The organism is Streptomyces sp. BoleA5 (genome assembly GCF_000373665.1).
Taxonomy (GTDB): Bacteria; Actinomycetota; Actinomycetes; order Streptomycetales; family Streptomycetaceae; genus Actinacidiphila.
The window spans coordinates 79,588-100,417 of record NZ_KB892099.1 but is presented as its reverse complement, the minus strand read 5'-3'; the positions used below and the strand labels follow the sequence as shown (position 1 = coordinate 100,417).

Sequence of the window (20,830 nt, the reverse complement as noted above, 5' to 3'; positions counted from 1 at the left end):
ACCCCATCAGTCACCACGGAAACGGACCTATCCCCCTCGCCTCCGGGGGCCGTCGGTACGCTGAGACCCTCTTGCCACCCTCCAGGAACGGGACGGACCCCATGGAGCTCGTCTTCGCCGGCCGCGTGATCGAGTGGCGCGGACCCTCGCCGTACTACTTCGCGACCGTGCCGGACGAGGAGGCCGCCCACATCCGCGAGGTGGCCGCGGCGGTCACCTACGGCTGGGGCGTCATCCCCGTCGAGGCGCGCATCGGCGACACGACCTTCACGACATCGCTCTTCCCCAAGGACGGCGGCTACCTGCTGCCGCTGAAGGTCGCGGTGCGCAGACCCCAGGGCATCACGGCCGGGGACGACGTGTCCGTGGAACTGACCGTCCGGCTCTGAGCCCGCGCGGTCCGGGGCGCGGTTCATCGGCCCGGCTGCGCGCGGGCCGCCTCGAGGAACGCCGGGTGCGGCCCGCGCACATGATCGTGCGGCGACACCTCGGCGTGGGCGGACTCGCGCCGCAGCACCTGGTCGACCGCCGTCGTGTACGCGCAGGCGCGGCAATGGAAATCGGCCGGGAAGACGACGGCGATCATCCGCTCGCACACCCCGCATCCGGTCGATCAGCCCCAGGGCCGCCTCCCGCGGCTCGGCGAGGCGTACCCCTCTGCTGCGCCAGGGCGACGAACTCCCGCAGGGGCTCCAGCCGTTCCGCCCTTCGGGCCTCGGCCACGTCCGCCTCCCGGCGCATGCCCTCGCTGCGCCGGCCTGGCGGCCGCGGTGGTCTGGGCCGGGAAGGAGAAGCCGCCACCGAGCGCGACACCGGGCAGCGACGTCCACACCTGCGCGTTCACGGCGCACACTCAACCAGACCGCCGCGGGCGGCCCGCGCGGGCGGAACGCCCGTCCCGCACGGCCGTGGGCACCGCCCTCGGACGGACCCGGAACCTGGTACGCGATTCGGCCCCGCCCGGTGTTCCAGCAGGTCATCGGCTGCCACCGCCGCGCCCTCCACCCGCCCGGCAGTACGGCCCGGTGAGGCTCGGTGAGGCTCGGTGAGGCCCGGCCGCCGTAACGATTCGGTGGTCACGGACGTGAGGAATGCGGCCAGACGGGCAGCATCCGGGCGCGTGCGCGGGAAAGCCCGTTGGCGTCCGGCGGGACTGCGGGTAACTTCGCCCCTCGTCACCGCCCCTAAGGGGCGGGAGCGAGCGGCGCGTCGTCAACGCCGACTGCCGGGCGCCGGAGGACGGCTATGTCCACCCCCTGTACCACGCCGCGGCCGCCAAGGCGCCGAAGGGGGCGTCACTGGACCCCTACGCGAAGCCCAAGCCCATCGAGGACATCCCGGCGGGGTGCGTGACGGCCACCCGCACCTGATCCGCGCTCCTCCACGCGACGAGCCCCGCTCGCGGTGCGAACGGGGCTCGTGTGCGGCGGGGGCCGTGCCATCGTCTGCAGGGGCGACAGGATTTGAACCTGCGGCATGCGGGTTTGGAGTCCGCTGCTATGCCACGCCGCTCCATGTCGGCTCATGCCGCTTCGTGCGACACGTACCGGAACATCCAGGTCAGGCCCCCTTCGGCGCCGAGGCCTTCGCCTGTTGGTGACGGCTCATGCCGCCCCGTATCGGCTCGTTCCGCATCGTCCGAGCGAGCACTGAGCGAGCAGAAGGACTCGACGACCTGCAGCAACAGGTACCCCGACGGCTGCTGGCTCCGGCCCTATCCATCAGCCGAAACCGCATCCTCGCGGCTGCGCCGGGCGCGCGGGACCAGGGCCGCGGCTCGCTCCGCGATATCCCGGTCCGTTTCCTCCAGCAGCTCGGTGTACGTGTCCGATGTCAGCTGGATCGTTGAGTGCCGTAGCGTCGTTTTGACCGCGTGGATATCGCCGCCGCCAGCGTGGATGAGGGTCGCCGCCAAGTGCCGGAGGTCGCGGAGGTTGATCGGGGGTAGGCCTGCTCGCCGGTAGATCCGCCGGAACTCGCGGCTCACCTTCGCGGGGTGGAGCCACGTGCCGTCGGGCTGGGTGAAGACCTTCCCCGTGTCCTGCCAGTCCACGACGTCCTCCCCCGCCTGCCGCTTCTCGGCCGCTTTCCGGTTCCAGCTATCCCGCTCGGCGAGCTGCCGCGCCCGGTGTTCCCGCAGGACGCCCACGTTCAGCGAGTCGAGGGCGATCGTGCCCGCGGACTCCTCGGTCTTCGGGTCGTCCTCGAACACCTCCCAGGAGTCAACGACCAACTCCTTCCCTACGGTGAGCGCATTGCCGTCGAGGTCCACGTTGCGCCAGTCCGCCCCGACGCCTTCACCGCGGCGCAGGCCTCGGAAGGCGATCAGGTGGAAGAACGCATACAGGTGGCTGCCCATGGCCTCATCGAGAAACGTCCCGAGCTGCTCCGGGGTCCAGACCATGACCGCACTCGGCTTCTCTCCGGTGCGCTCCCAGTGCTCAACGTGTCGGTCCGTCCACAGCTTCGCCTTGGGTCGCTTGCCCGGGGACAGTTCAACCCACTTGGCCGGGTTGAACGTGATGAGCTGCTTCCTGATTGCGGCGTTGAGTGCGGCCCGCAACGTCGCCCGGATGCGCTGCAGCGTCGCGGGACCTGTGATGATGCCATAGGGCGGCATCGCGGCCAGTTTCTCGCGCTCGGCCGCCAGTTGCTCGGACTCCGCCCGCGACGGCCGACCGTTCTTTCCCCAGCGGCACCGGGCCTCTTGTTCTCGCCGCGCAGCGTTTTGCGCCGCAATCACCTCGTTGCGTTCCTGGTAGGCGTCGAAGAACGCCTGACAGTGGGCAATGTTGAAGCGGTCGAGCCTGTACTGCCCCACCCCGGGCTTCAGGTGCACGCGGATGTGAGACTGATAAGCCTTGGTCGTCAAGCGCTTCGTCTTCTTCGCCTCGGCCCACTGCTCCAGCCACTCGCCGAGGGTCACGGTGCTGTCGAGGGCCACTCCGCCTGCAAGGCGGCGCTTAACCTCCGAGGCATCCGGAATGCTGGCCCGGTCGCGTCCAACCGCCGCCAGGAGATCACCGATCCGCGTCTCCCGCTGCTTGTCGTCGGCGACGTCGACGAGGTCCAGGACCGCACGGAGCTTGTCAAGGTCGCTCTGCGCGTCCTTGACCGTCGCGTAGCCGGTGCGGCGGAAGATCCGCCGAGACCCGTCCGCAGCCGCCGGGATTTCCTGTTGGAGCTGGTAGGTACCGTGGTTTCGCTTCGACATGATCGGGCACTCCTTGCCCAGCCGTTTGCCGTCCCTTCCCCGGCACTCGCAACGCCTTGTAATGCTGCCAGCACGGCGTGCGGCGGCCATTCGGTCCTCCTCGTATGGGATGTATGCCTACCGGGCCAGCGCACGGTCGCCGCCGGGCGGCAGCGGTGTCACTTTGTCCAGGCCCGCCAGTGCCGGCAGCCGCAGGCCTCGGCGGGCAATCTCGTCGCGTAGCTCATGAAGTTGGGTAGTCAGGTCGCGGGCAACATCACGGGCCGCCTCAGCCTCCGGGCCGTCCGGCTCACCGTGCCACTGGTACTCGGCGATGGCCTGCTCCCAGATCCCCCGGTACAGGTTGCGGATGCGGACCTCGAGGTCGCGGTGGCGACGCAGCAGCGCCAGGGGCGAGGAGGCAGGCGCAAGGAGGCCGTGCCACCACTCGACCGCGGCCAGGGGCGGGACGGACTGGCCGGGCAGGTACTCGACCTCGTCGACGTGGCCAACGGGGAACACCAGCGTCGCCGGCGGCACGTCCAGGGCGGCGGCCAGGACCATGACCTCCGCCACCGTGATACTGCCGCGGCGGCCATTCTCCAGGTTGGAGATCACCGTCCGGGGCATCGGCGCGCCCAACGCCTCGCACGCGTCGGCAAGCTGCTGGGCGCTCATGCCGCGGCCAGTGCGATGCCGGCGGACCTCGTGGGCGATCGTTCTGCTGACTCGTGCTGTCCAGTCCGGGCTCTGCTCCATGGTGACCCAAAGTACGCGCACGATTGCTCTGCGCCAACCCATGCCATACTGTGCGCCGGGAATACCCATAGTCACGCATTTTGCCCCCAGGAGTTGTGCGGAAATGACCCAAACCTTGACGGCGGACGAAGTGCTCCGCCTGCCGGCGACGACGGACCTCGAAACCGCCGCCGCGGCATTCGGCATCGGGCGAACCACGGCCTACGACCTCGCCCGCAAGGACCAGTTCCCGTGCAAGGTGATCCGGGCCGGGCGCGTCCTGCGTGTCGCGACGGCGGACATCATCCGCGCCCTCGGCCTGGAGCACCGGGTCCCAGTCGCGTCCCCGGGGTAAGCGGCCCACTCCCCCAGGGGCGTCGCGGGCCCGGCAGCCTGACCGCTGCCGGGCCCGTTTCTCATGCCCCACGCATCACGCCGTGGCGGCCACGGTCGGCGTCTCGACCAGGGCGGTGCCCAACAGGATCGCCAGGTCTGCCGCCGAGGGCCGCCGGTAGTCCGGCTGGCCGAGGACGTGGCTGAGCACGTGCTGGGCGGCCAGCCACACGGTCGCCGGCCGGACCGGGATACCGCGGGTGGCGATGGGAGCAATCCGGCGGGGCCTCGATAGCCACTGAACTTCAACTCGTGATGTCGGGTGGATCGTGGTGACGTCCTGGTCCGAGACCGCCGCGCCCTGGCCGTCCGGGCTCACGAGGGTGGCTGGAGCCACAGACGCGCCGCAGTCAAATTCACCTCGATCTCATCGTCCCAGGAGCAGACCTCCAGCCACGTCAGGTAGCCGTCTTGCGTGAAGACCAAGACCTCGCCTGGGCAATCGCCAGCTTCGGTGTAAAGCTGTGCATCGGCGGCCACGACGGTGCCGGGACCGGTCGAGGCGGGCTCTGCCACGCTAGTGTTGAGCTCGAAGTACGCGGTGCCGCACCCGCATGTGCAGTGGGATCTCACGCGAAGGTGCGGGAGCTGCCGTCGGAGCGCGACGTGAACCGGCTTGTCCGTGTTGAGGACCAGCTCAAGCACGTCGGCTACGTCGTCGGGCAGGCTCTCGGTCATCGCGTCACCGTAGCTGGCCAGTGGCTTTGGGCGTCGACCGCATTCGACCTGTCGCCCCTGGGTCGGTCGAGGCGCTCACACGCCCAGGGCCAGCCCGGTACCCGCAAAGCAGCCGTCGATGACCTCCTGCCGGTGCTGCAGCATTTTCAGCTTGCGCTGCTCTGCCAGGTCACAAGGCGGCGGGGTCGAACTGGCCTACGGTGTCGAGGTTCCCGCTGGCGGGGATCAGGCAACGGCCGCCCGGCCGGCGAGGCCAGCCGAGGACCATCCCCGCAGGCGCGGGGAGCAGAGTCAGCCGGCCTGGTCGCTGGTGAGGCCGACGGGACCATCTCCGCGGGCGCGGGGAGCAGCTGCCGCCGAGGCCGGTGGAGACCTTGACGCGGGGACCATCCCCGCGGGCGCGGGGAGCAGGAGGTGGCGGACGAGGAGGTCCGCGCCCTCCTGGGGACCATCCCCGCGGGCGCGGGGAGCAGCTGAACTGTCGCAGTGCCGTTGCTTCGTTGTCGGGACCATCCCCGCGGGCGCGGGGAGCTGAGGCTCGACCACATCGACCATCCCCGCGGGCGCGGGGAGCAGCGGCAGACCCCGCGCCCGCCCGCGAAAGCCATGGGACCATCCCCGCGGGCGCGGGGAGCAGCTTTGTGGCCGAGATGGCCGAGGCCACCCCGGGGGACCATCCCCGCGGGCGCGGGGAGCAGGCGTGGAGGGCCGGAGCGTCGAAGCCGTGGTAGGGACCATCCCCGCGGGCGCGGGGAGCAGAGGCCTTCGCCCCAGGCGTCGACCAGGTCGTCGGGACCATCCCCGCGGGCGCGGGGAGCAGATGCCGTTCCGGTCGGCGTAGATCGGCTTGTAGGGACCATCCCCGCGGGCGCGGGGAGCAGCTGTGTTCCGTTCTCGTGGGCCCGGCCTATGGGGGACCATCCCCGCGGGCGCGGGGAGCAGCCTGTCACTGCCGGTCGGGGCCTGCATGCCTTGGGACCATCCCCGCGGGCGCGGGGAGCAGGTCGAGGTCGGCGGCGCAGATCAGTTCGAGGAGGGACCATCCCGGCGGGCGCGGGGAGCAGACACCGCTTCGTTCGTCGCGTTCGTCGGCCCCGGGACCATCCCCGCGGGCGCGGGGAGCAGTTCGGCGTCGTCGTCCTGCCCCGCGTCATTTCGGGACCATCCCCGCGGGCGCGGGGAGCAGGGGTTCGTGCCGTCGGTCACCTGGGAGCCGTTGGGACCATCCCCGCGGGCGCGGGGAGCAGGCGGGTGATCTCGTCGGGGAGGGCGGTGCCGCGGGACCATCCCCGCGGGCGCGGGGAGCAGAGCATCGACGTCGACCCCACGGACCGCGAGGCGGGACCATCCCCGCGGGCGCGGGGAGCAGTGGTCAGCAGGGAATCTCCGGCCGCTGGCAGTGGGACCATCCCCGCGGGCGCGGGGAGCAGACCCATTCACTGTCGGTGAGGCCGGAGTGCTGGGGACCATCCCCGCGGGCGCGGGGAGCAGACATGGTCGATGGCCAGGAGTACACGGACCGTGGGACCATCCCCGCGGGCGCGGGGAGCAGACGAGAAACCCCCCGCCAGCAGTCGACGGGGGGGACCATCCCCGCGGGCGCGGGGAGCAGCCCGGTCACGCGTCCTCCCCGGCGATGCGGGTGGGACCATCCCCGCGGGCGCGGGGAGCAGGGGAGGGCGTACATCGTCTTGTACTCGTGACCGGGACCATCCCCGCGGGCGCGGGGAGCAGAACACGGCCCGCCTTGATGCTGTCTACCGAGCGGGACCATCCCCGCGGGCGCGGGGAGCAGTCTCCATGAGGGTCGGAGGCGGCCACGTGGGCGGGACCATCCCCGCGGGCGCGGGGAGCAGATGATTGACTCCACCACGAACAGCGGCTCGGTGGGACCATCCCCGCGGGCGCGGGGAGCAGCTCGGGGGGGTCGCGCACGAAACGCAGGTTGCGGGACCATCCCCGCGGGCGCGGGGAGCAGGGACCGGTCGGGGCCCGGCTCGGTGCCCGGGTGGGACCATCCCCGCGGGCGCGGGGAGCAGATCCCCGGGTCGGGCTTTCCTCACTTGCGCATGGGACCATCCCCGCGGGCGCGGGGAGCAGCAGTCGAAGCTGGCCGCGGACGGGCAGGGCCAGGGACCATCCCCGCGGGCGCGGGGAGCAGGTGTGGACCTATGAGGCAGGTGAACACGTCTCGGGACCATCCCCGCGGGCGCGGGGAGCAGGCGTCGCCGCTCACCTCCATGAGCACCGCCATGGGACCATCCCCGCGGGCGCGGGGAGCAGACTGCGGGACCTGTGCCTTTATCGGCGGCAGACAGTGGTTTTTAGCACTTCTTCAGATACCGGCATAACGCTCAAAAGCCTCTATGCGGGCTGTTTTTGTACTTAGAGGCGACCGAAGCGGTGCCGCTTGGCGGCCTTGCTCCACCCTGGCTGCGGTGCCTTGGTGTTGGAGGAATCTGGCGCCTTGGGGCGTCGGATGAGGGTAAGGCCTTCATGATCTATCGGGTGCCAAGCGTGATCGTGGGTGTCGAAGGTGAAACCCTGCTCGGTGTTGGTGGTGTACGCGAGAAGGGCTCGGCCCTGGCCCGTGTACTGGCGTACCTCGTCCCACAGTGCCTCGCGGATCCGGGCGGATGGGTTGCCGATGAAGACGCCGGGCGAGATCTCCAGTAGCCATCTGGTGAGAAAGCCGCGCAGGCCGACTGGGCAGTTGGTGAGCACGATGATCGTCACCAGCTTGCCTCGAGTGCATAGTTGACGCCCGCGGCAACGTGTTGATCGCGGTCTGTATGGAGTCTTACCACGTCAGGATCGTCGCTGGCTTTGGAGGCGTGCTCGTCTGGGGCGAGCAGGTTGTGGATGTCGGCGACAACGCGGTCGAGTAGTCGCAGGTGGTGAATCTGATCTCTGAGTGCGCGGCGGGTCCGTGGCCCGACGTCCTCCGGTGATTCCGCTGCGACGTCGAACGCGACGGGGATGCCGACTTCGGTCTTGTAGAGGTCGGCGATGTCCAGGACGAACGACAGCTCGTGGCCAGAGTGGACGAATCCTAGAGCGGGCGAGCAGCCCAGGGCGGATACGACCGCGTGGGCGACGCCGTACATGGCCTGTGCGGCTGCGGTGATTGCCTGATTGACAGCGTCCCCTGAGCTGAAGTCGCCGGGGGTGTAGCGGCGGCCATGCCATGGGACACCTGTGCGTTGCGCCTGGACGCGGTAGCAGTCCTTCATGCGGCGGCCTTCACGGCCCAGGAGTTCTTGCCGGGTGAGGCCCGATGGATCTTCGTCTGGGAAGCGGCAGCGGTACATGGCCCGGGCCACTTCCAGCCGGCTGCGCCGGTTGGCCCACTGGGTGGCTTGGGCTTCAGCGAGTGCGGCGGAGCGGGACAGAGCCCGGCCACCTGCGTAGTAGCGCACTCCGTGTTCACCGACCCAGGCGACGCCTGCTCCGGTCTCGCCCAGCACGCTCATGGCCTGGTGTGTGATGCGGGTTCCGGGACCGAGCAGCAGGGTGCCGATGGTGGCCGAGGGGATGTGGGTGGTGCCGTCTGCGTCTTCGACGGTAATGGCGTTGGCGTCGCGGTGGATGGTGCAGCGTTCCAGATAGATGAAGGAACTGCGGTCGGAGACGCGGGTGAGTTCGCGTGGGCTGCTGGTCCGCCTGCTGCCGATGGTGCTCATGCGGTCATCCCAGGGGGGCGAGGGTCATCAGTCCGCAGCCGTAGGCTTTGGCCTTGCCCAGGCCAGCGGTCAGGGTTCGGCGCAGTGCGTCCGGATCGGTGACTTCCAGGCGGCCGTCGTAAGTGACGGCGGTGAGGGTGACGCGGCCACGCGAGCCCTTCTTGCCGAAGTCGAGGCTGCGCTGGTCGCGGACGATGGCCTGGTGTTCGTCGCCGTGCTCGGTGAGTTGCCTGTCGTGGGGTTTGGCGAGGATGCGGAAACCGCCGGTGTCCTGGCGCTGCAGGAGCCATTGCAGTTGGTGTTTGGGGGTGAGGTGGGCGGTGCGTTTGGTGGTGGGCTGGTCGTCGTTGGTGCGGACGTAGTGGACGGGGTTGGCGGTCAGGCGGAAGTTCCAGACGGTGGCCTTGTCCAGGCGTTGCAGGAAGGGGGCGTAGGCGTAGGTCTGCCAGCCGGGGCTGCCGGAGGCTGCTGCGGCGGGCCAGCCGGCTTGCTCGACGAGGTGGGTGAGGTCGGGCCGGTGGGGGCTGACGACGTAGAGGAGGACTTCGGCGGTGGCGTTGTGGTCCAGGCGCCACAGGACCCGGGGTGTTTGTTCGTCGGTGGGCATCAGGTCGGGGAAGGAGGACATGACGGCGGCGTGCATGGCCTGGGGGGTGGACAGGAGTTTGCGGGCGCCTTGGCGTGCGGTGTTGACGCGGAAGCGGGTGAGATACATCAGGCGCCTTCCAGGTGTCCGGTGGGGTCGTGCGCAGGCACGGGGGCAACCGTCACGGCGGGTCGGGCGTGGGGGTTGGTGACCGCGATGGTGGTGGTGTGGACGGGGCGCAGGGCGTAGCGGCGGTGGCGGGGGTCGTAGCTGAGGGGCTGGTCGCACAGGGTGTCTGAGCCGGGAAGCTGGTGGGCGTCGGTGGTGGGGGCTTCCAGGTGTGCTGTCAGCTCGATCCGGCTGTGGTGTCGGTTGCGTCGTTGGTGCCAGTCGGCGGCGTGCCAGGGCTCTGTGGCGAGGGCGGTAAGCAGGTCGGGTGCGTTGTGGTGCACGCCGAGGTCGATGGGCCGGGAGGGTGGGCAGGAGCGTCGGCCGAGGTAGGGCAGGTAGTGGGGTGTGCGCACGGCGGTGTGGAGCTGGTCGATCAGGGGGCCTGGGCCTTCGACGGCGGCGACGAAGACGGCGTCGGCGAGGTAGTAGCGCTCAGAGAGCGGCATGGATTCGCCGGTGTCGAAATGGTGGGCGGTCTGGAAGTCGCGCAGGCGGGTGCCGGGTTGGTCAACCCGAACGCCGAAGCGGAGCCGGGCGAGCTCGGCAAGGCCGGTGTCGTCGTCGCGGTCCAGGCCGACCGCAGCGGCGAGCAGGCCGATGACACCGCTTTTGGTGGGGGCATTCTCTGTGGTGCGGCGGGCGAAGCGGGCAGCGGCCCCCCACGACTGCAGGGGGCCGGCCAGCTGGAGGGTCAGAACGCTCATCCGCGCTGCTCCAGGCGCTGGGCGATGGCAGCGCCGACGGAGTCGACCAGGCGGCCCAGGCTCGGGGTCTCGGTGCCCAGGCCGGCGAGTTTAGCGGTGGCGGGGCCGACGCGCAGGACCCACGTCTGGCAGGTGTCGTCGCCGTAGGCGCGTTCGATCTCTGGGGCGTAGTCGGCCAGTCGGGCACAGGCGAGTTCCATGTGCCCGCTGGAGACGTCGGCGGTCACCGGCTTTTCGAAAGCCGAGACGAAGCTGACCGGGCGCGTGGCGCGGAGCTTGACGACGACGGCGTCGGGGAGCGTGTGATTGCCGAAGGTGTTGATCTTCCCGGTAGGCAGGGAGGACACAAACGCCTCGACGAAGGCTTCGACGGCACGACGGACGGGCGTGGCCGGAGCCTGGTCGGCGTCCAGGCCCTTGCCGAGGTTCTTCTCCAGCAGGTCGACGTCGAGTGCGGCGTAACGGTAGAGGGTGGCGGAGTTGAAGTCGACGGTGCCGATCATGCCCGCGCCGGGTTCGGCGTCGGTGTTGCGGTCGTCGACGGCGGTGAAGTAGTCCGACTCGATCTCCGCGCGGTGGACGCTGAGGGCGTGGGCGACCTGGGCGGCGGCGTCAACGTTGATGTCGGTGGAGTCGGCGACCATACGTCCGAACAGTGCGATGTCCACCGAGTGCCGGCCGTCGGCGATCTTCTTCGCGCGGGCCTTGACGTCCTTGTCCTTCAGGAACGCCTTGATGTCGCTGGCGCCTTCGACGGCGAGGGCGGCGAGGTGGTCGAGCTGGCGGGCGCTGAGGAACATCAGGTAGGACGATTCGGGTGCCGGCTCAGGATCGCCGTTCTTCTTGGCCGCCTCGGCCTTCCGCTTGGGGGGCTCGATCTTGGAGCCGGTCGCGGTCTGCAGGACCTCGGCCGCCACCGCCAAGGCCTGCGCTCCCTCCAGGTCTGGGTGCAGGGCGGTGATGCGTTCGGCGAGGAGTTCGGCGACACGCTTGGTGCGTACGCCCAGTTCGCTGGGGTCCAGCAGGCCGTCGAAGTAGCGGCGGGTGGCGCGCTTCCACGCCTGGCTGGAGACACGTGCGCGGGTGACCCCGCCGTAGACGGCCGTTTTGGGGGCGCCGGTGTCGTCGCGGTTGATGTTGCTCGGGGGGACGTTCTGCAGGGCGTGCACGTCCAGAATGATGCGAGCGGTCACGAGGCGTCCTTGATGTCAGCGGCGGGAACAGCAGCGGGGGTGTCGGTCGTCGTGGTGCGGTAGGCGGCGTGGAAGGAACGGCCCCATGAACGGCGGACCCTGTCCGGGCCGCCGGGCTGCTGCCAGTGGTAAAGCTGGTCAGCAAGCAGGGCATAGTCCAAGGCCAGGTCCTCGCGGCGCAGCAGGACGGTGATGTCGCGCAGCCGGGTGGCGAGGAGGGCCAGGGTGGGTGCGGTGCCGGCCCGGACGAAGCGCTTGCGAACCGGCTCGTCGATTTCGTTGACGGGCATCAGGCGTCTTACGGCGGAGCCGAGTTCGTCGCCTCCGGGGCGGTGCATGCCGGTGGGGCGGGATTGCTGGTGCAGGGACCACAGCGCCAGCGTGGTGTCGACCGCGTTGGCTGCGGCATCGTGGCGCAGGTCGGGGTCGGCGTAGAGGGGGTCGAGGTCGATCAGGCCCCACAGGTCAGGGACGGAGGCTGTGTCCTTGCCAGCGGCACGGCGCAGCCGGGCGAGGGCTGCGACGGCGTCGGACCGGTCGTCGAGGTAGCCGCGCTGAAGACGGGCGATCTCTCGTCCGGCAAGCGTGCCGACCGGGCCCGGATCGGGACGCGACCTGGCCAGGGGCGGGGAGGTGGTGGTCATGCGGACACCTTCTGCGAGCTCGTAGTGGCGTCTTCTTGGGCGCCGGCCAGGTCGGGCACGTGTTGCGCTGGTACCGCGGCCTCACCGGTGTCGGCGGCCATAGGCAGGGCCTTGCTGAGGCGGGAGCGGAACCACAGGTCGGCCAGGTCGGCGTTCAGCCACGTCTCGCCCTTGGCAGAGGAAACGAGGCGGCCTTGCCAGGCCGTCTCGCCAGCGGCGTTGATCACGTCGTCGGCGAGGCGGGCGACGATGAGGCGTGCCGTGCGCTGCCACGCGGTGCGCAACTGCTGGGGGTCGTCGCCTTCGCCGATGGCGTCCAGCCACAGCCGGTAGGGGCCGTCCAGAGCCGCGTAGGCCGCGTCACGGGCGGCGTGTTTGCCGAACTCGGATTCGCTTCCGGCGGCGCGGGCCAGGTCGAAGGCAAGGTCACCGAGGGCCAGTACGGCACGGTCGGCGTCGGCCACGGCGTCCACCGCCGCCTGTCCCAGAGCCCGGTCGGTGTCGCTGAGCAGGAGCACGGCCAGGGACACCGCATCGCTGGTGACCTCGTCGATCACCGACTGCTGGGTGCCGTAGACCGCACCGAAGGTCCGCACCCGGATGTGCCGTCCCCTGGGCAGGATCCGCTCAGCCTGCAGGCGCGCGATCCAGTCCACGATCCCCGACCGCAATCCCGAGGCGGGCTCGCCGCGGCGGGCGGTGTCCGGGTCGCGCGGGGCAACGAGGGCTTCCATGCCACGCCAGGCCGCACGGGCCGGATCGTGCTCCCGCGGCATGTACACCAGCGGCAAGCTCAGCTTCTTCTCCTGGGCCTGACTGCGGCGCCATCCCGTCATCGGCTCGACGCTGTGCATGTTCTGCACCGCCAGCGGATCACCATAGGTGAGAACCACGCCGTGCACACCATCGGCATCGGCGTGCAGAAGCAGGCGACGGGACTGCCAGGTGTACAGGTCACGCAGACCCGCCGGACGCGGGGAAAGATCGTCTGCCGCTCCGGGGCCGGTGGGCAGGCGCCGCCACGCCGGGAGGTCCGCGGCATCGGTCGGCTGCTGGTTGGCGACGACGAGGTTCAGCAGCAGGGTTTCGCGCAGGGTGGTTCCCTCGGCCAGGACGCCGCCGAGGTTCCCGGCCCAGGCGACGCCCTGCGGGTAGGCCTTGCCGCCCTTGACGCGAGGGTCGCCGACGACGCCGGTCTTGATGCCCGAGGTGTCATAGGCCTGGGCATGGACCACCCAACGGGCGGCCTCGGCGAACGAAAGCCGTTCGGCACCGGGAAAACGAGTGGTGAAGAACGGGTCGCCGTTGGGCACATCCGCGACCATCCGGTTCAGCGAGAACACCTCGCCCGACGCGGTGTGCAGGCCGCCGGTCTGGAAGAACGGCATGCGCGGGTGCAGCAGGTCAAACCGGCTGCGCTGCTCGGCCAGGTAGTCGGCCACGTCCGCAAACGGGGCGTCGTCTTCCCAGAGTTCGGCCCATGCCTCGGTGTCCTGCGGGCCGTCCACGGCGTCGTGGAGGATCGCAAGCAGGAGCCGGGTCAGTGCGAAGTCCTGCGTCGGCAGATCGCCCGCCAGCCGCCGGACCTCATCCGCGCGCGAGAAGATCTCGCGCAAGGACAGTAGCTGCTCCTCCCCCGTGTTCAGTTGCACCGGCAGCCATGGACGGGTCGTCAGGTCGAACGACAAGGCACCGTCCGATCCGCCCCCCTGTTCATTGCTCACGTGACACCTCAAGTCCGTCATCGGGGCTGTACTGGAGGCGAAAGCCTGCCAGCCGGGTCTGACAATCCGACCCAAGAGGCAGGATCAGCTCTCCCGCCAGCCAGGAACTGTCCTTTGCCTGCCATGCGGGGATGCAGAACTGCTCAAGTTCTGCAATCACTCGGTCAATGACGTACGGGGACGCCAGGTCAGGCGGCAGCCGCAGGCTGCAGGCCATCGCAGCCTGGGCAGCGCGCGGCACAGGCACCGCATCGGTGGGCAATGCGAGCCCGCCGCGGCCACCGCCCGCCCAGGACACCGTCGACAGCGAACCGTCAGCCAGCCGTTCCACGACCACAACTTCCAGGCTTTCGGGGCTGTCGCGAACCTGAGCCCGGCCCGCGCGGGTGTCGTCCGCGTCACCAGCCCCGCCCCGCAACCACCCCAGGATCGCCCGGCCCGCCCTGCCCGCCGCCCCGATCCGAAACACGTCCGCAGCCCGAGCCTTCTGCGCACGGACCCGCTCGTGGGCCAGCTGCGCCTGCGTCATCGTCTCGGCCCACTCATCCGGCCCCACCGCATGCGCGCCATAGGCCTGCTGCACCAACGGGCTGATGTCCTGCGGCAATTGCACCTCGGGTCCCGCCTTCGCCAGGTGGGGACGCAGGACCGCAAGCGAACGCAGCAACGCATGCCGCCCATAGACCATCTGCGACCCGCGGACCGGCTCAGGAGGCGCGGCCGTCCAGTCCACGCCGGTCACCCAGCAGCGCGGATCCTGTAGCCGGCCAGGCCGGTCGTCGCGCGGATGGCGGTGCAGGCGGCCCATTCGCTGTAGCAGCAAGTCGACCGGTGCCAGATCGGTGACCAGCAGGTCGAAGTCCACATCTAGGGACTGCTCGGCAACCTGGCTGGCCACGACGATGTGCCGCGTCGGCCGCCCGTTGCCTAGGGTTGCCTGGGGGCCGAACCGGGTCAGCAGATCCTTGTCCTTGGCGGCCCGGTCCACATCCAGGAAACGGGCATGGGCAACCGTCACCGCGTCGGAGCCGAAGCGGTGACGCAGCACCTTGGCCGTCTCAAGCACCCGCTTCACCGTGTTGCGAACCACTAGGACGCAACCACCGCCGGTCAGCTCCGCCTCCAGCCGACCGGCCAGGACCGCGAGATCGTCCTCCAGCTCCTCCACCTGTACCGGGCTGCGACGTCCGGAGGCAGCCGGTTCCTCCAGGAGCGGCGAATGACCCGGACACACAGCCGTGAGCAGCGGGTAGCCCGAAGCCTGACCCACGGGCGTGAATGCTTCCGACCCGCCGGGCACACCCGCATAGGCTTCGGCGAGCTCACGTCGCCGCTCCGCTGGAAGCGTCGCGGACAGCACCACCACTGGTACCCGGTATGCCCCCAGCCAGCCCAGCACCCGGTCCAGATAGGTGTTCATGTAGGTGTCGTAGGCGTGCGCCTCATCAATCACGACGACCTTGCCCGCAAGCGCCAGGTGCCGCAAAGCCAAATGGCGACTCTTCAGGCCGGCGAACAGCAGCTGATCGACCGTGCCCACCACGAAGGAGGCGAGCATGCCCTTCTTCCGCCCGCTCAGCCACTGGTGTGCCACCAGCTCCGCCGGCGCGGCTCGCTGCTCCGCTCCCGGCGGGGGAACCTGTCCGTCCGAGTCGACGTCCACCGACGCCACCCGCGCTCCGAACTTCACCTCGGCGAAGTCGTCGTTCAGCGCCGCCTTGGAATGCGCCAGCAAAACGGACAGCTGCTCGCCTTCGTGGGCCGGGAGGTAGTCCAGCCACTTCAGCAGTCGGGGGAACATCGCGTTGCTCGTCGCCATCGTCGGCAGCGCGAAGAACACGCCACCAGCCCCGGCGCGCGCGGCCAGCACCTCAGCTGCAGCCAGCGCGGCCTCCGTCTTGCCCTCCCCCATGGGCGCTTCCACGATGAGCAAGCCCGGCTCGGGCATTTCCCGAGCCACCCGCACCGCAGCTTCCTGCACCGGCCTCACCACCGCACCCTTCGGCAGCTCGAACCGGGCAGTAATCAGCTCCGCAGCACTGCCCTGTGGTGCCCCTGGCCGCCACGGCTCGGGCAGCCCCAGCGCGTGCCACGCCGCAGTCGCCCGCTCCGCTCCCGTACGGTCCTGCTCCTGAGGCAGGTACGGAAACAAGTCCGGATTGCTGGCGATCCAGTCCGCAACAATCACCACCGCAGACACCACCACCTGCACCGGTTGCGGCAACGAGATACGCTGCCACTCCCCCAGCCGCCGATACACACCGAACTCGTCTGCGCAGGCCTCGAGTAGCTCCTCCTGCACCTGACGCCACAGGGCCTGACTCGCGCCCGGCGTACGCAGCAACTCCGGATGCGCATCCAGGTCAGTCACCTGCGCAGGCTCCGGCGGCACCCCGTGATGACCACCGATCACCACAGCAAACTGCGCCGTCGACCGACCAGGCCAGCCACACCGCTCCTCCAGCCACTCCTGCAGCAGCAATTGTCCGGCCAGGCCATGCGGCGCCATACGGCGATCCGCACCCATCTGCCTCTGGTAAGGCATCTCCAGACCAGCCGCGCGCATCGCATCCGCCAACCCATCCACCTGACACGCGAACGCCGGCGTCGCCTTCCCCACGTCATGAATCCCGGCCAGCCACACCACCAGCCGCCGCGCATCCACCTCATCCCCCGCGAAAGGCTCCGCCACCACACGCCGGACCGCCGCCGGAAGCCATCGATCCCATAGCAGGCCCGCTACCGCCGCGCTGTCCTCCATGTGCTGCCACAACGGCAGCCAACCGTCAGAAAACCGGTCATGCTTCGCCCACACCATCCGTACAGGACCAACCAAACGCCCGCATAGCCCTGGCAGATCCTCACCCAAGCCCCGCACCCCTTCACGTAATGATTACAAGAAGCACATCCTTATGGCACACGATAGAAACAACAACACCGCCTCGAAGGTAACTTGCACTATCGGCCTCCACACAAAGGACGGACTATCCCCGAGGGTGGGGAGCAGTGCTGTCGCCGTCGCCCTTGTTGGCGGCTTTGGGGATCATCCCCGCGGGTGCGAGGAGCAGCAGCACCTCGGAGTCCAGCATCTCCGAGGCGCGAAACCATCCCCGGAGGTGCGGGGAGCAGGCTGTCTTGGTGGGGCGGACGGCCGGCGCAGAGGGACCATCCCCGCGGGTGCGGGCAGCAGAAGCTCCTGCGCCCCAACGGCATCGCCGTCGCGGGACCATCCCTGCGGGTGCGGGGAGCAGGGCTACCAGGTCCCGCGCGTGTACGGCTTGTGGGGACCATCCCCGCGGGTGCGGGGAGCAGGACGGAGCGGTGCAGTCGTTGAGGTCCCCGATGGGACCATCCCCGCGGGTGCGGGAAGCAGAGCGCGGCAGCAGCCTTCGTGAGCGGCGCGACGGGACCAATGCCGCGGGTGCGGGGAGCAGTCCCTTCTCGATCAGGACCGCCACGGCGGTGGGACCATCCCCGCGGGTGCGGGGAGCAGCCAGTGGGTCAGGCGGGGCGGATCTCGTCGGGGGGACCATCCCCGCGGGGAGCAGTACTCCGTAGGCGACACGGAGCCAGTTCCGGGGGGACCATCCCCGCGGGTGCGGGGAGCAGGCAAGAGGGAGCGGGCGCCGAGCGATCCCAGAGGGACCATCCCCGCGGGTCGGGGAGCAGGCAAGAGGGAGCGGGCGCCGAGCGATCCCAGAGGGACCATCCCCGCGGGTCGGGGAGCAGATCGGCAGGGCGGTGGAGTACGGGCCCTGGTCAGGACCATCCCCGCGGGTGCGGGGAGCAGCGTCGGCCCGTCCCGACCCCCGCTGAGCTGGGGGGACCATCCCCGCGGGTGCGGGGAGCAGTGACCGCTGAGGAAGCGGCGGATCGCGCGGTCGGGACCATCCCCGCGGGTGCGGGGAGCAGACCTTCGCGTCGGACCCGAAGCAGTCCCCGATGGGACCATCCCCGCGGGTGCGGGGAGCAGCGCGGCTGGGTGTGGCCCGCAACGCTGGACCTGGGACCATCCCCGCGGGTGCGGGGAGCAGTTCACGCGCTGAGTGACTGCCTCCAGCCCGAAGGGACCATCCCCGCGGGTGCGGGGAGCAGTCCTCCGGAGGCGGCCCCACCGTTAGCCGGGCGGGACCATCCCCGCGGGTGCGGGGAGCAGCTGTCCCGGCAGGCCTGCCTGTGCGCCGCGCAGGGACCATCCCCGCGGGTGCGGGGAGCAGTCGCCGTTCTGAGCCTTGTGGGACGGCCACGGGAGACAATCCCCGCGGGTGCGGGGAGCAGAAGCCCGAGGTACTGGCCGCGGAGTGGGAGAAGGGACCATCCCCGCGGGTGCGGGGAGCAGCAATCGGGTGAGATGGGAAGGAGGCCCGACCCGGGACCATCCCCGCGGGTGCGGGGAGCAGGACGGCCCGTTCAGCGTGCTCCAGTCGATCGCGGGACCATCCCCGCGGGTTCGGGGAGCAGCTTCGTGTACCGCGACACCGCGGGCGGCGTCCGGGACCATCCCCGCGGGTGCGGGGAGCAGCCCGGGTCGGTGTGGGTGGTCTCGTGGTACGCGGGACCATCCCCGCGGGTGCGGGGAGCAGCCGGCCTCGTATCCGTCGGGGTCGCTCGTGGCGGGACCATCCCCGCGGGTGCGGGGAGCAGTCTCCGTTGGCGTTGTAGACCGTCACCAGGCCGGGACCATCCCTGCGGGTGCGGGGAGCAGACGCGGCCCACGGTGCGGCCGGTGGCGGTGCCAGGACCATGGGCCACCGACGGAATTCGCTGACCTGCGGGAATGAGCTGGGTTGGCGCACCGGGGTCCCGTACTGATGGGTTGAGGTTCCCAGTCGTGCTGCACACGCGCGGGGTAACTCATTACGCATGGAGGCAGGGCCCCGTTGCTCCGTGTGTGACGAGTTACCTCTTCGTCACTGCGGCCACCCGGCTCTCCATGAGGACGTCGGGGACTGCCGGAGGACGGTGTGCCTAGTGCGACTGGAACGCCTTGATGCTAACCGCCGAACCGCCGGAACTGCGCGCCACCGCGGCGGCAGCGGCACCGGTTACCTTCACGATGGCGGTTCCCTGCGCTGGCACGAGTGTCAGATCGCCGACCGGCGTGACCTCGACCGCTTGCTGCGTGTCGCCTTGCGCAGGTTGGTCCCACACGATGTAGACGACCCTGACAGCGGCCGGCATGTCGTTCGCGTTCGTCAGCCTGACCTCAGAGAAACGTGCGAACTTGGAGACGTCGTGGCCGGTGCTGTCCAGCGCCTGTGTCGTCACCTCCTCCGTTCCCGACGGCGGGCTGTCCGCAGGAAGCACCTGGTGCACTGTGACGCGTACGTCCTCGACTTCGTGTTCGCGCGGGCCGGAGAAGCGCAGGATGTCGTAGCTGTACCCATGGGGCGCCACCAGATTGCCGTGATCGCTGCCGAACACGGTGCTGACCTTCACCTTGGGCAGGAGATGGTGGTTCTTGTCCAGGGCGCTGAAGGATAGCCGAAGGACCACAGGGTCCCGATAGGAATTGGCGATGCTCAGAGTCTGGTTGATCGTCTCGTCTTTGCCGGAGTCCCCGACGTACCGGAACGACACTCCCGGGAAACGGCTGCTGGATATGTCAGGCGCAGCATCGGCGCCTCCTGCCTTGCCGCACCCCGAGGCCAACACCGCCACCAACACCGCAGTCGCACCCGCGGCTATCAGTCTTCGTCTCCCCACCCTCACGAACCCTTCCCCTCCCATGGTCGTCAACCGGAGCACGCTATCCGACCGCGGTCGTGCTCCTCCACTGAGTAGGGGCGTCTGCACGTCACCGGCAGGTCTGAATGGTTCAGCCGAACCGGGCAGCCCGCTGGCCCCCGCCCGGGCCGACGCATCTGTGTGACGCACCGCCTGGACTGCGCGCTCGGTGGGCTGCCCTGGGGCGCAGCATTCCGTCACCTTGGTCTTCGCGTTTCGTCGGGTCCCCACCATCCCCGCGGGTGCGGGGAGCAGCCGTACCCCGCTTGGGGTACGGCCTCCTGTGTGGGACCGTCCCCGCGGGTGCGGGGAGCAGCCGTACCCCGCTTGGGGTACGGCCTCCTGTGTGGGACCGTCCCCGCGGGTGCGGGGAGCAGATCAGGCCCACTGCGTACCGCGGGTCGCCGGGGGGACCATCCCCGCGGGTGCGGGGAGCAGATGCTGAACACCAGGAAGATCTGCTTGGCGTAGGGACCATCCCCGCGGGTGCGGGGAGCAGCTGGAGTCGATGGCCGTCGACGTCGAGCTGTCGGGACCATCCCCGCGGGTGCGGGGAGCAGTGGCGGGCGTCGTCGATGTCGAAGGAGAGGTTGGGACCATCCCCGCGGGTGCGGGGAGCAGGGGACCGGCAACACCGCGGACACCTACGGGCCGGGACCATCCCCGCGGGTGCGGGGAGCAGCCTTCGGCAGGCCAGCCTTGATGGCGGAGATCGGGACCATCCCCGCGGGTGCGGGGAGCAGTTCGTGATGTACCGGCTGAGTGCGCCGACGTAGGGACCATCCCCGCGGGTGCGGGGAGCAGCGTGTCCTCGTTGCCGGGTGGCCGGCGGCGGCGGGACCATCCCCGCGGGTGCGGGGAGCAGCTCCTGGTCGCGCAGTCGGCGACCGCTCAGGCGGGACCATCCCCGCGGGTGCGGGGAGCAGCGCTTCACCGCGTCCGGGGCGGCCGTCGTCAAGGGACCATCCCCGCGGGTGCGGGGAGCAGCGATGCCCGCACAGCTTCCCCGGCGCCGACCAGGGACCATCCCCGCGGGTGCGGGGAGCAGGACTCCGGCCGCGGCGAGCTGGGCACGGCCGCGGGACCATCCCCGCGGGTGCGGGGAGCAGCTCATGAACCGACTGCGGGACGCGGAAGAGCTGGGACCATCCCCGCGGGTGCGGGGAGCAGTGGCGAACACTCCGGACCGTCGGGACCAGGACCGGGACCATCCCCGCGGGTGCGGGGAGCAGATCCACGGCGGGGTGACGACGCCTTCGGGCTGGGGACCATCCCCGCGGGTGCGGGGAGCAGACCTTCCAGGTGCCGAACGCGCACCCGTCCTCGGGACCATCCCCGCGGGTGCGGGGAGCAGGCTTCGACGGTCTTGCTGACGCCGATGCCGTAGGGACCATCC

At 70.1% G+C, this 20,830-nt stretch carries 16 protein-coding genes and 3 CRISPR repeat arrays (1 of these 19 cut by a window edge); of the genes, 2 read left to right on the top strand and 14 right to left on the bottom strand.

The genetic code is table 11. The annotated features are described in order from the left end of the window. Positions 1-101: 101 nt before the first annotated feature. Positions 102-389, top strand: a complete 288-nt coding sequence (locus B085_RS0114650) for a DUF1905 domain-containing protein (protein WP_018559314.1) — start codon at positions 102-104, stop codon at positions 387-389. 23 nt (positions 390-412) lie between these two features. On the opposite strand, the gene B085_RS0114645 is transcribed toward B085_RS0114650, so the two are convergent. The 3 genes from B085_RS0114645 to B085_RS45625 form a co-directional block, all read right to left on the bottom strand. Beyond that, complete coding sequence (locus B085_RS0114645; RefSeq protein ID WP_158689731.1) at positions 413-586, bottom strand: hypothetical protein; 174 nt, start codon at positions 584-586, stop codon at positions 413-415. Between the two features lie 1,128 nt (positions 587-1,714). After that, positions 1,715-3,214: a site-specific integrase gene (locus B085_RS0114635; protein WP_018559312.1), complete on the bottom strand. Its 1,500-nt coding sequence runs from the start codon at positions 3,212-3,214 to the stop codon at positions 1,715-1,717. Between the two features lie 117 nt (positions 3,215-3,331). Beyond that, entirely contained in the window at positions 3,332-3,952 is a 621-nt protein-coding gene (locus tag B085_RS45625) for a helix-turn-helix domain-containing protein (RefSeq protein WP_158689730.1), read from the bottom strand. Positions 3,953-4,055: 103 nt separating this feature from the next. Here B085_RS45625 and B085_RS0114625 point away from each other — a divergent pair, with 103 nt between their 5' ends. Continuing rightward, the gene (locus B085_RS0114625; RefSeq protein WP_018559310.1) at positions 4,056-4,286 is read left to right on the top strand and encodes a hypothetical protein; all 231 of its coding nucleotides are present in this window, start codon (positions 4,056-4,058) and stop codon (positions 4,284-4,286) included. 75 nt (positions 4,287-4,361) lie between these two features. Here B085_RS0114625 and B085_RS45620 read toward each other — a convergent pair whose 3' ends face one another. The 11 genes from B085_RS45620 to B085_RS0114570 all read right to left on the bottom strand — a co-directional run bounded on the left by B085_RS45620 (position 4,362) and on the right by B085_RS0114570 (position 19,374). Then, on the bottom strand, positions 4,362-4,643 hold the full coding sequence (locus tag B085_RS45620) for a hypothetical protein (protein ID WP_158689729.1): 282 nt from the start codon (positions 4,641-4,643) through the stop codon (positions 4,362-4,364). Further along, positions 4,640-5,002, bottom strand: a complete 363-nt coding sequence (locus tag B085_RS0114615; RefSeq protein WP_018559308.1) for a hypothetical protein — start codon at positions 5,000-5,002, stop codon at positions 4,640-4,642. The genes B085_RS45620 and B085_RS0114615 overlap by 4 nt, the downstream gene beginning before the upstream one ends. A gap of 546 nt (positions 5,003-5,548) precedes the next feature. Continuing rightward, a CRISPR array of direct repeats spans positions 5,549-7,285; the repeat unit is 29 nt; unit sequence GGGACCATCCCCGCGGGCGCGGGGAGCAG. Between the two features lie 102 nt (positions 7,286-7,387). Continuing rightward, complete coding sequence (cas2e, locus tag B085_RS0114610; protein WP_018559307.1) at positions 7,388-7,738, bottom strand: type I-E CRISPR-associated endoribonuclease Cas2e; 351 nt, start codon at positions 7,736-7,738, stop codon at positions 7,388-7,390. Continuing rightward, positions 7,735-8,685: a type I-E CRISPR-associated endonuclease Cas1e gene (cas1e, locus tag B085_RS0114605; protein WP_018559306.1), complete on the bottom strand. Its 951-nt coding sequence runs from the start codon at positions 8,683-8,685 to the stop codon at positions 7,735-7,737. Before cas1e ends, cas2e begins: the two co-directional genes overlap by 4 nt. A gap of 4 nt (positions 8,686-8,689) precedes the next feature. Then, positions 8,690-9,400 carry a type I-E CRISPR-associated protein Cas6/Cse3/CasE gene (gene cas6e / locus B085_RS0114600; RefSeq protein ID WP_018559305.1) on the bottom strand — a complete coding sequence of 237 codons (711 nt, stop codon included), beginning with the start codon at positions 9,398-9,400 and terminating at the stop codon, positions 8,690-8,692. Continuing rightward, positions 9,400-10,146 carry a type I-E CRISPR-associated protein Cas5/CasD gene (gene cas5e, locus B085_RS0114595; RefSeq protein WP_018559304.1) on the bottom strand — a complete coding sequence of 249 codons (747 nt, stop codon included), beginning with the start codon at positions 10,144-10,146 and terminating at the stop codon, positions 9,400-9,402. The genes cas6e and cas5e overlap by 1 nt, the downstream gene beginning before the upstream one ends. Next, entirely contained in the window at positions 10,143-11,339 is a 1,197-nt protein-coding gene (cas7e, locus tag B085_RS0114590) for a type I-E CRISPR-associated protein Cas7/Cse4/CasC (protein WP_018559303.1), read from the bottom strand. The genes cas5e and cas7e overlap by 4 nt, the downstream gene beginning before the upstream one ends. Next, a complete protein-coding gene (gene casB / locus B085_RS0114585; RefSeq protein WP_018559302.1) occupies positions 11,336-11,983 on the bottom strand; it encodes a type I-E CRISPR-associated protein Cse2/CasB in 648 nt (215 codons plus the stop codon). Before casB ends, cas7e begins: the two co-directional genes overlap by 4 nt. Further along, positions 11,980-13,707 (bottom strand): type I-E CRISPR-associated protein Cse1/CasA, encoded by a 1,728-nt coding sequence (casA, locus tag B085_RS49285; protein ID WP_234018571.1) that lies wholly within the window; start codon positions 13,705-13,707, stop codon positions 11,980-11,982. Before casA ends, casB begins: the two co-directional genes overlap by 4 nt. Next, the gene (locus B085_RS49280; protein ID WP_018559300.1) at positions 13,697-16,525 is read right to left on the bottom strand and encodes a CRISPR-associated helicase/endonuclease Cas3; all 2,829 of its coding nucleotides are present in this window, start codon (positions 16,523-16,525) and stop codon (positions 13,697-13,699) included. Before B085_RS49280 ends, casA begins: the two co-directional genes overlap by 11 nt. A gap of 942 nt (positions 16,526-17,467) precedes the next feature. Further along, positions 17,468-18,412: direct repeats of the CRISPR family, unit length 29 nt; unit sequence GGGACCATCCCCGCGGGTGCGGGGAGCAG. Positions 18,413-18,675: 263 nt separating this feature from the next. After that, complete coding sequence (locus B085_RS0114570; protein ID WP_158689728.1) at positions 18,676-19,374, bottom strand: hypothetical protein; 699 nt, start codon at positions 19,372-19,374, stop codon at positions 18,676-18,678. A gap of 286 nt (positions 19,375-19,660) precedes the next feature. Beyond that, a CRISPR array of direct repeats spans positions 19,661-20,830; the repeat unit is 29 nt; unit sequence GGGACCATCCCCGCGGGTGCGGGGAGCAG (it continues 874 nt past the right edge of the window).

Coding starts and splice junctions, on each gene's coding strand:
- B085_RS0114650 (WP_018559314.1), top strand. CDS start 102: ATGGAGCTCGTCTTCGCCGGCCGCGTGATCGAGTGGCGCGGACCCTCG.
- B085_RS0114645 (WP_158689731.1), bottom strand. CDS start 586: ATGATCGCCGTCGTCTTCCCGGCCGATTTCCATTGCCGCGCCTGCGCG.
- B085_RS0114635 (WP_018559312.1), bottom strand. CDS start 3,214: ATGTCGAAGCGAAACCACGGTACCTACCAGCTCCAACAGGAAATCCCG.
- B085_RS45625 (WP_158689730.1), bottom strand. CDS start 3,952: ATGGAGCAGAGCCCGGACTGGACAGCACGAGTCAGCAGAACGATCGCC.
- B085_RS0114625 (WP_018559310.1), top strand. CDS start 4,056: ATGACCCAAACCTTGACGGCGGACGAAGTGCTCCGCCTGCCGGCGACG.
- B085_RS0114615 (WP_018559308.1), bottom strand. CDS start 5,002: ATGACCGAGAGCCTGCCCGACGACGTAGCCGACGTGCTTGAGCTGGTC.
- cas1e (WP_018559306.1), bottom strand. CDS start 8,685: ATGAGCACCATCGGCAGCAGGCGGACCAGCAGCCCACGCGAACTCACC.
- cas6e (WP_018559305.1), bottom strand. CDS start 9,400: ATGTATCTCACCCGCTTCCGCGTCAACACCGCACGCCAAGGCGCCCGC.
- cas5e (WP_018559304.1), bottom strand. CDS start 10,146: ATGAGCGTTCTGACCCTCCAGCTGGCCGGCCCCCTGCAGTCGTGGGGG.
- casB (WP_018559302.1), bottom strand. CDS start 11,983: ATGACCACCACCTCCCCGCCCCTGGCCAGGTCGCGTCCCGATCCGGGC.
- B085_RS49280 (WP_018559300.1), bottom strand. CDS start 16,525: ATGGTGTGGGCGAAGCATGACCGGTTTTCTGACGGTTGGCTGCCGTTG.